Consider the following 14,603-nt stretch of genomic DNA (forward strand, 5'->3'; position numbering starts at 1 on the left):
GGCATGGCCGACTTTCTGACCGATATCGAGACGATCCGCAAGCGGGCGAGGGAAGAGATCGAGAAGGGCGCGATCACCGACGCGTACGGCGCCGATCTCCAGCGGGTCATCGATGTTTGCAACGAGGCGCTGGCCACCGAGATCGTCTGCGTGCTGCGGTACAAGCGGCACTACTACACGGCGAGCGGCATCCACTCCGAGCCGGTGGCGGCCGAGTTCCTCGAGCACGCGGCCGACGAGCAGCGGCACGCCGACCGGCTGGCCGAGCGGATCGCCCAGCTGGGCGGCTCACCGGACTTCGACCCGGCGCGCCTGTCGGTACGGTCCCACACCCAGTACGACGGGAGCGAGAACCTCGTCGACATGATCAAGGAGGACCTGATCGCCGAGCGCATCGCGATCGCCTCCTACACGGAGATCGCCCAGTGGATCGGCGACGGCGACCCTACGACGCGCCGCCTCTTCGAAGAACTGCTGGCCGATGAGGAGGACCACGCGGACGACCTGAAGTCCCTCCTCGAACGCCTGCCGAAGGACCTGCAGGAGCAGCAGTCGTAGGGATCACACGACGCCGAGGCCGCCGCTCCCTCCGGGGGCGGCGGCCTCGGCGTTCCGGGGATGATCACCGGTTCCGGGCGAGGACGAGGACGACCGTGAGCGTCACGGCGAGGGGCAGCGCCGGAGCGGCCGGCCGGAGCCAGGTGAGCAGGACGGCGTCGAGCCCGGCGCCGGCGAGCGCGGCGGCCAGGATGGCGAGCCTCCGCCGCATGGTCGCGGCCGCGCCGCCAGGGCGTGCCCGGCCGATCGGCCGTCCGGCCGCGCGACGCCCCGACGCGGCCTCGCCGCGTACGGGCTTCGTCGGATACACCCGAGAGACGACCTCGGTGGCGAGCGTGGTGAGGGTGCCGGTGAGGTAGGTGGTGGCGGCACCGGTGAGGGGCAGGGTGTTGACACCGGCGCTCTGCGCGCCCATGGCGAACGCGGAGAGCGCGAGCATCCCGCTCTGCGCGGCCGGCCCGGGCCGCCCGCCGGTCACCAGCCATCCGCCCAGTACGGCCGCCTGCGCGACGGGGGCCACGGTGAGCACCGCCCGCACGCGCGCCGGCCACTCCGCCGTCGCGAGCCCTGACGTCCTGAAGGTACGGCCGGTCCGCCCCGTGCCCTTCGGAAGCGGCGCGGTCCGGCCGAGATAGGTGTCGCCGGACGCGCGTGGCCGGCCGCGCCCGTACGCCCGGTTCGAACGGCCGCCGTACCGATGCGTAGGGACGCCGGAGGGCGGCTCCCGGCCCCGCCGGTACGAGGGCCGCACGCGTACCGGTCCGGCGTCGCCGGCGCGAGGTCGAGGCGCCCGCGTGCGGCTCCGTTCGGTGGTGTCGGGGTGCGTACGTAGCCAGAGGGAGGCGGCGAGGACTCCTCCGACGTACGCCGTGATCGCGGATACGGCCGCCACGGCCGTGTCGAGGTGCGCGTGGACGACCGAGACGCCGAGCAGGACGAGGTTCCCCGTCATGACGCTCGCGAACACCGCTCCGAGGCCGGCGAAGCTGAAGGCGTCCACCGCACCGGAACCGAACGCCAGCAGGACGACGGCCGCCGTGAGCCGTCCGGTCCGCGGTGTCCGCCGCTCGGCCATGGCGGCGCCCCCCGACACCTTCGACGGCCCTGTCTCCGCGCCGGTTATCCCCGCCGCGCCGCCGTACGACACGCGAGCCGGCGTGCCGCCCACTCGCCGCGGCCGGTCGTCCCGGCGGGGGTCAGTCGATCTCGTCGACCGGAACGGTGTCGCGGAGGAAGCCCCGGCGGGACAGGAAGTCGGTCAGGTGATCGCGGTGCTCGTCGCAGGCGAGCCAGATCTTGCGCCGGTCCGGATCGTGGATCTTGGGGTTGTTCCAGCGCAGGGCCCAGCGGGCGTCGGCACGGCAGCCCTTGGCCGAGCACTGGAGCGGCTCATCGGTGGTCACCGCCCCAGTCTGGCGGATCACCGCACCGCTGGACGCCGCGGCCCGGATCGGCCGAGTGCTCCCGCCACGTCACCGGGCGGACTCACCGTCCAGCAACGACCGGAGTCCGTCGACGGTCAGGGCGAAGGTCGCCGGGCCACTCTCCTCGCCGACCGTCAGCACGCCCACGACCTCGCCGAGCGCGTTCAGCAGCGGCCCGCCGCTGCCGGCGGGGCCGACCCGCAGCCCGGTCCGGTAGAGCCGGAGCCCCTGCTCGGGGAAGGACTCGAATCCGTCGACGACGCCGTCGAGCAGGACGGGTGGGCCGTCGCCGGCCGGTCCGGGCGCCCGGACGCGGTCGCCGACCCGTACGAGCTCGCCGTGCCCGATCCGGAGCGGGCTCGCCTCGACCGGCTCGTCCAGGCGCAGCACCGCCACGTCCAGGTGGGGCGAGTCGGGCAACGCGATGCGCCGGACCTCGGTCGTGCCGGTCTCCATGCCGACTCGGATCCGCGCGGGCTCGGCGAGGCCGTGCTCGGCCGTGGGGTCGTCGAGCCAGTGCCGGTTCGTGACCACCAGCCGGTCACCGACCAGGAATCCGCTGCCCGTGACGGTACGGGCGCCGTCGGCCCGTGTCACCGTGACGCTCACGAACGCTCGTCCCGCACGGGCGAGGAACGCGCCGGTCCCGTCGGCGTCCAGCACGGCGCAGCCCAGCCGTCCGGCCGACGCGAGCAACGCCGCTCGGTACCCGTCGGCATCGCCCGTCTCGGCCAGGCAGCGGAGCCTCCGCTCGACGTCCTCGGGCTCCTCCGGCGGATGCGGTAGCGCGTCCAGTGCCTCGAGGGCGCGTGCGTAGGCGCCGGTGTCGTGCAGGTTCCGGAAGCGGTGCAGCGGATCGGTCTCGGTACCGGCCAGTTTCTTCAGCACGGCGTTCCAGCGGGTCACCCGCCCGACGTGCTCCGCCAGCCGGTCGAGGCCCTCGCGCAACCGGCGTTCGAGGTGCCGTGCCTCGTCCAGATCGTCGTCCGCGGCCGGCCGCCGCAGGTGATCGCGTGCCGCCGCGGCCAGGTCGCGCAGCGGTCCGCCGGCCAGCATCAGCTCGGTCCCGGCGTCGTTCGAGCCGTTGAAGATCTCCAACATCACCCGCTGGGTCGCCTCGTCCGGAGGCACCGACTGCGGCCGGTACGCGGCGAACCGGCTCTGGAACTCCTGCCACAGCGCCTCCGGGTCGGCGAGTTCCGCCTCATCGGCGAGCTCGGACAGCCGCCGGCGGACCTGTTCGCCCTCGATCTGCCGCTCGCGCCGCCGTGTCATCGCGTCGAGCTCCCGGGGCGACAGCAACGTCGTGTCGGAGATCCGGACCGAGTTCGAGTTCCCCGTCTTCGTGTCCTGCGCCGTGACCTCGAGCACGCAGCTCTCGTCGATGGAGAACGTCACTTCGATCTCCGGGGTGCCCTTCGGCGACGGCGGGATCCCGACGAGACGGAACTGTCCCACCTTCGCCTCGGCGGACACGCTCCCGTTGAAGATCTCGATCTCGACCTGGGTCTGGTTGTCCCGCGTCGTCGTGTAGCTCTCCGCCGCCCGGGTGGGGATGGTGGTGTTGGCCGCGATCACCTCGGAGAACTCCGGGCGGTCGTCGTCACCCTTGACCTTGATCCCCATCGGCAACGGGGTCACGTCGAGGAGCAGCATGTCCGTGAGCTTCCCGTCGAGCAACGCGGCCTGCAGCGCCGCGCCGCAGGCGACGGCCGACCGCGGATCCTGGATCACCGTCCTCTGCCGGCCGAAGACCTGCTCGACCAGCGCGCGGACCGGCGGTGACAGCATGGGCCCGCCGACCAGCACCAGGTGGTCCGGGGCTCCCGCCGTCTCCGCCGCGAACGTCGTGCAGAGGTCTCGCAGGGTCCTCAGCGGCCGCTCCAGCAGCCGGGTCAGCTCGGCCCGGCTCAGCTCCACGGTCACGTCGCGGCCGTCCACGAAGTGCACCAGCGAGTAGTGCGCCTGCTCCTGGCCCGACAGGGCGATCTTCAGGTACTCGGCGGCGACCTCCAGCCGGCGGCGCGCGAGGCCGGACGGCGGCACGGTGACGCCCTGCCCCTCCAACTGCTCCGCCAGGTGGCGGCTGATGACGCCGTCGAAGTCGTTGCCGCCGTAGGCGTTGTCGCCCATGGTCCGGCGAACCTCGTGGACGCCGTCCCCGACCTCCAGGAGGCTCACGTCGAGGGTGCCGGCGCCGAGGTCGACCACGGCCACGGTGCCGTCGAGACGACGTTCGCGGGCCGCCATCATGCAGGCCGCGGTCGGCTCGTGGATGAGCCGTACCGGTTCCACGCCCGCGATCTCGCACGCGTGCCGCGTGGCGTGCTTCTGGTTGTTACGGAAGTACGCGGGGATCGTCAGGATCGCGCGTGGGCGGGCCAGCCGGAGGTCGTGGTTGTCCCGCAGCCATTCGAGCCATGAGTCCCGTACCTCGCCCAGCTCGGCCCGTGCCAGGTCGGCGACGCGTTCGCGCACGCGTTCGGCGAGCAGGTCCTCCACCATGCCGCGGGCATGGTGGATCAGGCGCGCGGCGACCTCTTCCGGCCGGTACGTGCGGTCCCGGACGCGGAAGACGGCCTTGCCGCCCATCTTGCGCTTGGCGGAGCCGATGTGCCCGAGCAGGCGGCCCGCGAAGATCTCCTCGCCCGCCAGCCCGACCAGCTCGTTGCCGTCCTCGTCGAGGCTCAGGGTGGAGGGGAACTGCCCGTGGCCCTTCCACGGGCACAGCACCGGGTGCCCCTGCTCGGTGTCGTAGATGGCGGCCGCGCTCGTCGTGGTGCCCAGGTCCAGGCCCCAGATCTGGGCGAAGCGGCGGTCGATGTCGGCGCGGGCCCGCTCCACCCACACCGTCGCCCGCTCCTCGAACGGGCGGCGTCCGTGCAGGTCCAGAGCGTCCAGCGCGGCGGAGACCTCGGCCTGCAGGCTCGGGGACAGCGCGTCCGCGTCGCGGACCGCACGCAGTTCGTCGGCGATCCGCCCGTCGTGCCCGGCGCGGTCGACGGCTCGGAGGCAACGACGGGCCAGCTCCTCCAGGTCCCCGGTACGGCGGAGGCACTCGGCCAGCCGGGGGTCCTCGATCGCGTCCTCACCCAGCCACTCCGACAGGCAGGCGGCGGCCGCCGCGAAGTCGCCGGCGCGCATGAACAGCGCCGTGGCGGCGTCCGGCCGTCCGTCCTCCTGGTGCAGCCGGGCCGCCCCGACCAGGTCGCCGCCCGCCTCACGCGCCTCCGCGCGGGCGGTGCGGCCCTCGGGGGTGTCCTCGCCGCGCAGCACCCGGTCCGCCTCGCCGAAGCGTTCCGCCCGCCGGTAGAGCCGGTAGGCCCGGTACAGGTCGCCGGCCTCCTCGGCCAGGCGCGCGGCCTCACCGTCCTCACCGGCGTGCTCCTCGAAGCGGCTCCACTCCGTCAGCACGGCGAGGTCGTCGTCACCGTCCTTCCGTGCCGACGCGCGGAAGTGCCGGCGCCCGGCGGTCAGGATCGCGGTTCGCAGTCCGGACATCTCCTCGCGGCGATCGGTCACCGCCTCCGTGGACTCCACGGCACGATCGAGGTGGCCGATGATCTCCTGGACCTGCCGCGCCGCGGCGAGGAAGTCGCGGTTCTCCACCCGCTCGTCGAGCTCGCGGCGGCACGCCCCGGCCAGCCGCGCCAGGTCGTCCGGACGATCCGCGGGACAGGTGGCCAGCGCCTCGGTGACCCGACCGAGCCGTTCGAGGCATGCGCTCGCCCGGTCGGCCAGGCCGGCCTCCTGGAACGCGGGCAGGGCGTCGGCGTACCGGCCGGCCGCGAACAGCAGGTCCGCCAGGTGCCCGGAGAGCGTACGGGCCGCCGTCTCGTCACCGAGTGACCGGGCCAGCTCACGCCCGGCCTCGATGTCGGCGGGACGCCTTGACGCCAGGCAGCACTCCAGGGCCTTCGCCCGCCGGTCGCTCGTGTCGGCGAGCCGTACCGCCTCCGCGCCGTGCCCGAGGAAGCAGTGCACCTCGAACGACTCCGGCAGCAGGCTCTCCGGCACCTGAGCGAGATAGGCCGACCACAGCGGCGCGTCACGGTCCAGCGAGACGCGGGTCAGGTGCCCGCGCAACGCCCGCCCGAGCGTCGCGGCCTCCAGCAGGCCCAGATCCTGCCAGCGCTGCAGGTGGGTGACCAGCCGGTTCGCGTCACCCTCGCGACCGAGCACGCCGGCCAGCCGGTCGAGCGCCTCGGCCCGCAGATCCTCGATTCGCAGCCGCGTCGCCAGCTCGAACACGGTGCTCAGGGTGTCGCGGTCCTCGCGTCGCGCCAGTTCCCGTAGCGTCTGGCGATCCTCCGGCTCGAACGCCACCGCGTACAGGTCGCCGGGAACACGGGCGTCGTACGACGCGAACAGGGCGACCGCGAGTGCCGGATCGGTGTCGAGCGCCAGCCCCATGGCGCGTGCGTACGCTCGGGCGCCCTTGGCGGTCACGGCCGACCCGCGGAACTCCTTTTCGACGCGTTCGATCGCACGGCGAAGACGGCGCGGCGCCCCGACGAGCGACTCGTCCGGAAGCGGCATCTTCGGGTCCCTCCTCCTGTCCGACGGCCATTATGGCGACAAGCGGCTGCGGGCGCCGACCGTCGGCGTGGCACCGCCGGCCGGGGGCTCCCCACCGCCGGGTGGAGACGGAAACATAGCCGGGTGGCGGCTCATATCAACCGAAGGATGGATCCGCCCGGATCCTGTGACGATTAACGTGATCAGCCTTACGCACTGCCATCAACCGAACGCGGGATCTGCGAATGATCGAGGCAAAGAACCTCACCAAGCGTTACGGCGACAAGATCGCCGTCAATGACCTGTCCTTCAGGGTCGAACCCGGGAGGGTGACCGGCTTCCTCGGCCCGAACGGCGCCGGCAAGTCGACCACCATGCGCCTCATCCTCGGGCTGGACCGTCCCAACGAGGGCGACGCGACGATCGACGGTAAGCACTACCGTGATCTGCCCCGCCCGCTGCAGACGGTCGGGGCCCTGCTGGAGGCCCGCGCCGTGCACACGGGCCGCAGCGCGTACAACCACCTGCTCGCCCTCGCGCAGACGCAGGGTGTCGGCAAGAAGCGGATCGACGAGGTCATCCACCTGGTCGGCCTGACCGAGGTGGCGCGCAAGCGCGCGGGCGGGTTCTCGCTGGGCATGGGGCAGCGCCTGGGCATCGCCGCGGCGCTGCTGGCCGACCCGTCCGTGCTCATCCTGGACGAGCCGGTCAACGGCCTCGACCCGGAGGGCATCGTCTGGATCCGCACGCTGATGAAGCGGCTCGCCTCCGAGGGCCGCACCGTCTTCGTGTCGAGCCACCTGATGAACGAGATGGCCGTCACCGCCGACCACCTCATCGTCATCGGCCGGGGCCGGCTCATCGCCGACTGCTCCACCGAGGAGTTCATCGAGCGCAGCACCGAGGAGGTCGTCGTCGTCCGCAGCCCCGACACCGAGGGCATCGCGGCGGCGGTCGAACGCGAGGGCGGCAAGACGACCCTCGGCGAGGACGGCCTGCTGTCCGTCACTCACATGCAGGCCGCCCGCGTCGGCGAGCTCGCCGCGGCCGGCGGGTTCGTCCTGCACGAGCTCACGCCCAAGCGCGGGTCCCTCGAAGAGGCGTTCATGGAGCTCACCCGGGAGAGCGTGGAGTACGGGGGCACGGCCGCCACACCTCAGGCGGCCCCGCAGGCCGCACCCCAGCCGCAGGCCGTGCCGGAGCCACAGGGAGAGACGCGATGACGACCGCCACCCACGCCGCGGGGACCACCCCCGACATCCGTAAGGCCGGTTTCGGCCGTGTGGTGCTGTCGGAGTGGACCAAGATCCGTTCGGTGCGGTCGACCGTGTGGTCGCTCGTGCTGCTCGTGATCCTCGATCTTGGCTTCACCGCCCTGCTCTGCGGCCTGACGGCGGCCCAGTGGAGCAAGACCGACGCCGCCGCGCAGGCGACGGTCAAGGCCGATCCCACGGGCACGATCCTCGGCAGCGGATTCTTTCTCAGCCAGCTGACAGTCTGCGTCCTGGGAGTCATGGTGATCGCGTCGGAGTACTCCACCGGGATGATCCGGGCGAGCCTCCTCGCGGTGCCGCGCCGGGTGTCGATGCTCGCGGCCAAGGCCGTGGTGTTCACCCTCCTGATCTTCGTGCTCGGCACGGTGGTCTCGTTCGCGTCGTTCTTCATCGGCCAGCCGATCCTGCACGACAAGGCGCCGGTCGCGCTCGGCGACCCGGGCGTGCTGCGCGCCGTGGTCGGCGGTGGGCTCTACCTGGCCATGCTCGGCCTGTTCGCGCTCGCGCTGGGCGCCATCATCCGCCACACGGCGGCCGGCATCACGGGCGTCATCGGGTTCGTCCTCGTGCTCGCCCCGCTGGCCTCGCTGCTGCCGGGAAGCCTCGGTAAGCACGTCCACGCGTACCTGCCCTCGGAGGCGGGTCAGCTCATCGCGAGGGCGCACCAGGCCGACACCGACCTTCTCACGCCCTGGCAGGGCTACGGGGTCTTCGCGATCTGGACCGCGGTGCTGCTGGTGATCGCGGCGGTGCAGCTGCGGAGCCGCGACGCCTGACCGTACCGGCCGGGGAGCCCGCGTCCGGGGTTCCGGGGCGGGTGGCCGCCGCCAGGACGCCATCGCGGGCCCGGCCGACCGGCCGGGCCCGCGATGTCTGTCTTCGCACGTCGCCAGGGCATTTTCTGGAAAGACTCAAGAAATGGCAACGCCGGGAGGATACGGGGGCAATCCTCCCGGCGTCGCAATCATCGGTGTTCCGACGGGGGCCCGGAACACCGGCACGGGCGCCCCGACGGGGGACCAGAGCGCCGGTACAAATCGTACACCGAACCCCCCCTGAGTTAGTCAAGACATTGTCACGAGCCGATTTGATCCCGAGGTCCAGAAATCCGCTTTTGGTCCTTCGGCTCCGCCTCATATGGGGCGAAACGGGCGGAGCTGTCCGGCTCGCGGCCCCCGTTGGCGAAGATCACCGCGATGTACGGCAGGACCACCGCGCCGACCAGCGCCAGCACCGCGAGCCACCGTCCGGCGCCGTGCAGGGTCACGGCGAACACGATGCTCAGGACGAAGCAGAGGGCACGGACGCCCATCGTGAGCAGGTAGCGGCGCTCGCGGTACCCGATGTCCTCCGACATCGGCCGCCGGGCGTCAGTGACCGTGTAGACGGCGTCATGCTCACGCCGCCGGAAGATGCCCTTCACACCTCCACGTTATTCGCCTCCGCCGCCGGGATGGCATCGCCCCCGGCAAGCCCGACCCGACCCGCCCGACACGCGTCCCGGCCGGTCGGTGGCGGCCCTGGCGCCGCGCGTTGATCGGCCGCGACCGCGTGGCCGGTGTGGGCGCCGGCGGGGCGAGGGATGTGTGGCGATGGCGTACGGCGGAACGCGTCGACGGGCGCGGCGTGTGGCCGGTGTCGGCCGTTCGGACGTCGGCGGGACGCGAGTCGGGTTCGGCCGCGTACGGCGGAGGTGCGTCGGCCCGCGCGGAGTGTGGCCGATGTCGGCCGCGCCGACGGGCGGGCCGGTACGGGGATATGCGTCGATCGCGCATGCCGGGGTGCGTCAGCGGCGCGGTGCGTGGTCGATCCGGTGGTGTGGATGTCGTGCGGGTGCGTTCGGACGCCTGCGACGGGGTGCGGCGGTCGCGTACGGCGGGGATGCGCCGGCCGTGCGGCGCGTGGTCGGTGCAGGCGGTTTGAGCGTCGGCCGGGTGCGGGTTGGGCTCGGCCGCGTACGGCGGGGTGCGCCGGTCATGGCCGGTGGTGCGGACGGGTGAGGGGAGGTGCGCGGCGGTCGAGTAGGGCAGGTGTGCGGACCGGTGGGGTGTCGGGCGGAGGCACCGTTCGTGTGCGGGTCCTGCGGGCGAGTGAGCGGTGGGTACGGGCGTCTGCCGGTGCGGACGTCGTCGGCGAGGGATGTGGGTCGATGCCGTACGGCGAGGGTGGCCTGGCCCGTGTGGCCGGGGTCGGTCGTGTGAACGGGCGAGTGACAGATGTGCGGCGGTCGCCCAAGGCGGGTGCGTGGGTCGGTGGGTGCCCGGTCGGTGTCGGTGGGCGTCGGACGGAGGCGCCGTTCGTGTGCCGGTAATGCGGGACGGTTGAGCCGCCGGTGCTCGGTGCCTGTGCCCGGTGCCGGTGTCCGGTGGCCAGTGGTCGGTGCGGGTGGTCGGTGCGGGTGCTGGCGTAGGGGCGGTGCGGACGTTGGACGGAGTTCGTCGTTCCCGGTCAGGTGCCTTCGGTGGGGGAGGTGCACAGGCTTCGGTCGATGGCGGCGGTGGTCGGCACGCCGGCCAGGCCCATCGTGTGGGCCAGGTCGTCCGAGAGGCTCGCCAGGTGGTCCGCCACCGCGTCCTCGCCGCCGGTCGCCAGGCACCACAGCACCGGACGGCCGACGAACACCGCCCGCGCGCCCAGTGCCAGGGCCCGCAGCACGTCCGTTCCCGTGCGGATCCCTCCGTCGGCGTAGACCTCGACGTCGTCGCCCACCGCGTCCGCCACCTCCGGCAGCGCCGCGGCGGTCGCCACCGCGCCGTCCAGCTGCCGTCCGCCGTGGTTGGACACCCACACCCCGGCCGCTCCCGCGGCGGCGCAGTCACGCGCGTCGTCTCCGCGCAGTACGCCCTTCACCACCACGGGCAGTCCGGAGATCTCGGCCAGCCACGCGATGTCGTCGTAGGTGACGTCGGCGGCCTGCTCGGCCAAAGCCCGGTCGAAGCCGGCACCGAAATTCACGCCGAAGATCTCGTCGGGGACGAGGGCCGGGTCGCGGTCGCGCCGTCGCCGGCCCAGGTACGGCGTGTCGCCGGTCAGCGCCAGCGCGGACGCGCCCGCGGCGGCGGCGCGTCGCACGAGTTCACGCGTGAGTCCGCGGTCGCGCAGGACGTACGCCTGGAACCACCATGGGCCCGCCTCGGCCGCCACCTCCTCGATCCGCCGCGAACTGCGCGAGGACACCGTCAGCAGCGCGCCGGCCCGCCGGGCCCCGCGCGCCACGGCCACCTCCCCGCCGGGATGGGCGAGGACCTGGTACCCCATCGGCGCCACGCACACCGGAGCGGGCAGCTCGTCGCCGAGCACCCGCACGCGGGTGTCGACGGAGGAGACGTCGCGCAGCACGTGCGGGCGCAGGGCGACGTGCCGCCAGGCGGCCGTGTTCGCCGCGAGGGTGCTCTCGTCACCCGAGCCGCCCGCGAAGAAGTCGAACACGGCCGGATCCAGCGCCTGCCGTGCGCGGTCCTGGAGTTCGGCGTAGGGACGGACGGACACCGGTCACCGCGGCCCGCGGGACGCCGCATGGTCACGAGGGCATGCGGGAAGGAGGACGATCACCCGATCATTATCACGGCACGGGAGGCACCATGACGGAGCGCACCTATCGGGTCACCGAGATCGTCGGGACGTCGCCGGAGAGCGTGGACTCGGCCATCCGCAACGCCATCCGGCGCGCCGGCCAGACGCTGCGCCACCTGGACTGGTTCGAGGTGACGGAGGTACGCGGCCAGATCGTCGACGGCGAGGTCGCGCACTACCAGGTGGGCCTCAAGGTCGGCTTCCGGCTCGAGGACGCCTGACCCGCACGCCGCGCCCCGGGGCGGACCGGGGCCGCGGCACACGGGTGGGACTCAGTTGGCCTTGCTCACCGTCGACATGTTGAAGTCGGCCACGCGCAGCGGCGGCATCGCCGTGCGGGTGAAGTACTCCGACCACTCGCGGCTCAGGGCGCGTTCGGTACGGCCCGCCTCGGCGACCCGCGACAGCAGACCGACCGGGCTCTCGTTGAAGCGGAAGTTGTTCACCTCGCCGACGACCTCGCCGTCCTCCACGAGGTAGACGCCGTCGCGCGTGAGGCCGGTCAGCAGCAGCGACTGCGGGTCGACCTCACGGATGTACCACAGGCAGGTGAGCAGGAGCCCGCGACGGGTGTTCGCGACCATGTCGTCCAGCGACGCTGTGGCGCCGGGGACCTCCATGAGGAGGTTGTCGACGCCGGGCGTGAGGGACAGGCCGGTCAGCTCGGCGGACTGGCGTGTCTGCAGCAGCGCGGCCAGTTTTCCATCGGAGATCCAGTCGACCGGGTTCAGCGCCAGGCCGTTGTCGAAGACCGAGGCCTCGCGGCTGGAGGCGTGCGCGACCACGAACGGCGTGCACTCCAGACCCGGTGCCGCCGGGTCGCTGTAGAGACGCACCGGCAGGTCCGACAGCGTGTCGCCGACGCGTGTGCCGCCGCCGGGGCGGCTGAAGACGGTACGGCCGTCGTTCGCGTCCCGGGCGCCCGCCGACCAGTACATGTACGTCATCAGGTCCGAGACCGACCCCGGGGGCAGCAGCGTCTCATAACGCCCCGCCGGCAGGTCGATCCGGCGCTCGCCCCACTTCAGCCGCGTGCTCAGGCCGGCGGCCATGCCCGCCACGTCCACGTCGCGGAAGTCCGCGGTGCCCGTGCCCGCCCACGCCGACCGCGCCATGTCCGTGCTCTTGGCGTTCAGCTCGACCTTGCCCGTCGGCTCGTCGAAGCGCAGTCGAAGCCCCGCCGACGTGCCCAGGAAGGTGGAGTTCATCTCGTGCAGCGCGAAGCCGTACAGCAGCCGCTCGTCGTCCTGCGCCGCGGCGAACGCCTCGCCGAGCGCCGGCGCGAACCCCTCGAACACCCCGACCGAGGTCTCGGCCGGAGGGTCGTCCCACGCGCCGCCCGAGCCCGCCCGCGCGGCGTCGATCAGCGGAGCCGCGTCCTCCGCCGGGCCGCTCTCCTCGGCGGAGCGCTCCGCGGCGCGTACGAGGTCCTCGACCTGATCCGGCGTGACACCGGCCCGCGAGACCATGCCGGTCGACTCGCCCGCGATGGCGATGACCGTGAGCCGGCGGGACCGGGTGACGCCGTTCGTGGTGAGCGTGTTGCCGGCCCAGCGCAGGTTGGCGCCGCTGGACTCGTCGGCGATCACGATGCAGCCGTCGGTGCGGGAGAACCCCAGCGCCCGCTCGACGGTCTCCTGAGGAGTGCTCACTGGCCGGCCTCCTTGACCGCGTTGAGGATGTTGACGCCGCGGAACAGGGCGGACGGCGCGCCGTGGCTCACCGGCGCGACCTGGCCCGGCTGGCCCTTGCCGCAGTTGAACGCCCCGCCGAGGACGTAGGTCTGAGGACCGCCCACGGCCTCCATGGAGTTCCAGAAGTCGGTGGTCACCGCCTGGTACGCCGCGTCGCGGAGCTGGCCCGCCAGCCGTCCATTCTCGATCTTGTAGAAGCGCTGGCCGGTGAACTGGAAGTTGTAGCGCTGCATGTCGATCGACCAGCTCTTGTCGCCGAGGATGTAGATGCCGCGGTCGACGCCGGAGATCAGTTCTTCGGTGGAGGGCCCGTCCGGCGCCGGCTGGAGCGAGACGTTCGCCATGCGCTGCAGCGGCATGCTGGAGGGGGAGTCGGCGAACGCGCAGCCGTTCGAGCGCTCCCGCCCGGTCAGGTGCGCGATGCGCCGGTCGGTCTGGTAGCCGACGAACCGCCCGTCGCGGACGATGTCCCAGCTCTGGGTCTCGACGCCCTCGTCGTCGTAGCCGATGGTCGACAGGCCGTGCTCGGCCGTGCGGTCGCCCACGATGTTCATCACCTTGGAGCCGTACTGCAGGCTGCCGAGCTTGTCCGGCGTCGCGAACGAGGTGCCCGCGTACGCCGCCTCGTAGCCCAGCGCGCGATCCAGCTCGGTGGCGTGCCCGATCGACTCGTGGATGGTCAGCCACAGGTTGGACGGGTCGATGACGAGGTCGTACACGCCCGCCTCGACCGACGGCGCGGCCAGCTTCTCGGCGAGGTAGTCCGGGATGCGGGCCAGCTCGGCGTCCCAGTCCCAGGCCGTGCCGGTGAGGTATTCGTACCCGCGCCCGGCGGGCGGGGCCAGGCTGCGCATCGTGTCGAAGCCGCTCTCGTGGACGCCGACGGCGGTCACCACGGGCGCGAGGCGCACGCGCTGCTGCGTGGTCACCGTGCCCGCCGCGTCGGCGTAGAACTTGTTCTCCTTCACCTGCAGCAGTGAGGCGTCGGAGTGGGCGACGCGGTCGTCGGCGAGCAGCCGGCGGCTCCAGTCGGCCAGCAGCTCCACCTTGTCGGCGATCGGCACGGAGAAGGGGTCGACCTCGTAGGAGGACACCCAGACCCGCTCGCCGTGCACCGGCTCGGGGGCGAGCTCGATGCGCTCGCGGTTGATGGCGGCGGCGACCTTGGCGACCTCCACCGCCTGCTCGGCCACGCGTACCGCCGCGTCCAGGGTCAGGTCGATGCCCGCGGCGAAGCCCCAGGTGCCGTCCTTTACGACGCGGACGGCGAAACCGAGGTCGTCGGCGTCGGCCGCGGTCTCCAGCCGGGCGTCGGACAGCCGCAGCGTCTGGCGCCGGACGCGTTCGAGGCGGAAGTCGACGTGCTCGGCGCCGAGGTCGCGGGCACGGGAGAGCGCGGCGTCGGCGAGCGCGCGCAACGGCAGGGCGGTGAACTCCTGATCGATCTGTCGCACTGCTGCAACCTATCGCGTCCTACAAAGAGCGGCAGGTCACCCTTGGCGGTGGCGTGCTCGTGTTACCCGTTGGTAGCGCAATAGGCTCGCCAGGATCCCGACTGGAGG

General features: G+C 72.6%; 11 protein-coding genes. 4 read left to right on the forward strand and 7 right to left on the reverse strand.

What is annotated here, in order from left to right; genetic code table 11:
• The first annotated feature begins 3 nt into the window (after positions 1-3).
• Positions 4-558 (forward strand): ferritin-like domain-containing protein, encoded by a 555-nt coding sequence (locus tag ACQEV1_RS25590; RefSeq protein ID WP_285583310.1) that lies wholly within the window; start codon positions 4-6, stop codon positions 556-558.
• Between the two features lie 64 nt (positions 559-622).
• Here ACQEV1_RS25590 and ACQEV1_RS25595 read toward each other — a convergent pair whose 3' ends face one another.
• From ACQEV1_RS25595 to ACQEV1_RS25605, 3 genes are all read right to left on the reverse strand, one after another.
• The gene (locus ACQEV1_RS25595; RefSeq protein WP_433396585.1) at positions 623-1,633 is read right to left on the reverse strand and encodes a DUF1275 family protein; all 1,011 of its coding nucleotides are present in this window, start codon (positions 1,631-1,633) and stop codon (positions 623-625) included.
• Between the two features lie 121 nt (positions 1,634-1,754).
• A complete protein-coding gene (locus ACQEV1_RS25600; RefSeq protein ID WP_285624736.1) occupies positions 1,755-1,961 on the reverse strand; it encodes a hypothetical protein in 207 nt (68 codons plus the stop codon).
• Between the two features lie 69 nt (positions 1,962-2,030).
• Complete coding sequence (locus tag ACQEV1_RS25605; RefSeq protein ID WP_433396587.1) at positions 2,031-6,521, reverse strand: Hsp70 family protein; 4,491 nt, start codon at positions 6,519-6,521, stop codon at positions 2,031-2,033.
• Between the two features lie 224 nt (positions 6,522-6,745).
• On the opposite strand from ACQEV1_RS25605, the gene ACQEV1_RS25610 reads away from it, so the two are divergent.
• Both ACQEV1_RS25610 and ACQEV1_RS25615 read left to right on the forward strand, forming a co-directional pair.
• Entirely contained in the window at positions 6,746-7,723 is a 978-nt protein-coding gene (locus ACQEV1_RS25610; protein ID WP_433396589.1) for an ABC transporter ATP-binding protein, read from the forward strand.
• Positions 7,720-8,550: an ABC transporter permease gene (locus ACQEV1_RS25615; RefSeq protein WP_285624729.1), complete on the forward strand. Its 831-nt coding sequence runs from the start codon at positions 7,720-7,722 to the stop codon at positions 8,548-8,550. The genes ACQEV1_RS25610 and ACQEV1_RS25615 overlap by 4 nt, the downstream gene beginning before the upstream one ends.
• Positions 8,551-8,849: 299 nt before the next feature.
• Here the strand turns inward: ACQEV1_RS25615 and ACQEV1_RS25620 are convergent, their stop codons facing one another.
• Positions 8,850-9,197: a DUF3099 domain-containing protein gene (locus ACQEV1_RS25620; RefSeq protein WP_433396591.1), complete on the reverse strand. Its 348-nt coding sequence runs from the start codon at positions 9,195-9,197 to the stop codon at positions 8,850-8,852.
• Positions 9,198-10,222: 1,025 nt separating this feature from the next.
• On the reverse strand, positions 10,223-11,263 hold the full coding sequence (locus ACQEV1_RS25625; protein ID WP_433396593.1) for an alpha-hydroxy acid oxidase: 1,041 nt from the start codon (positions 11,261-11,263) through the stop codon (positions 10,223-10,225).
• A gap of 92 nt (positions 11,264-11,355) precedes the next feature.
• Between ACQEV1_RS25625 and ACQEV1_RS25630 the strand changes: the two genes are divergently transcribed.
• Positions 11,356-11,568, forward strand: a complete 213-nt coding sequence (locus ACQEV1_RS25630) for a dodecin (protein ID WP_285583297.1) — start codon at positions 11,356-11,358, stop codon at positions 11,566-11,568.
• Positions 11,569-11,619: 51 nt separating this feature from the next.
• Here the strand turns inward: ACQEV1_RS25630 and ACQEV1_RS25635 are convergent, their stop codons facing one another.
• Together ACQEV1_RS25635 and ACQEV1_RS25640 are read right to left on the reverse strand one after the other, a co-directional pair.
• On the reverse strand, positions 11,620-12,999 hold the full coding sequence (locus tag ACQEV1_RS25635; RefSeq protein WP_285624724.1) for a metallopeptidase TldD-related protein: 1,380 nt from the start codon (positions 12,997-12,999) through the stop codon (positions 11,620-11,622).
• Complete coding sequence (locus tag ACQEV1_RS25640; protein ID WP_285624721.1) at positions 12,996-14,495, reverse strand: TldD/PmbA family protein; 1,500 nt, start codon at positions 14,493-14,495, stop codon at positions 12,996-12,998. The genes ACQEV1_RS25635 and ACQEV1_RS25640 overlap by 4 nt, the downstream gene beginning before the upstream one ends.
• Between the last annotated feature and the right edge of the window lie 108 nt (positions 14,496-14,603).

It is taken from the genome of Actinoallomurus sp. CA-142502 (assembly GCF_050936355.1).
GTDB lineage: Bacteria > Actinomycetota > Actinomycetes > Streptosporangiales > Streptosporangiaceae > Actinoallomurus > Actinoallomurus iriomotensis.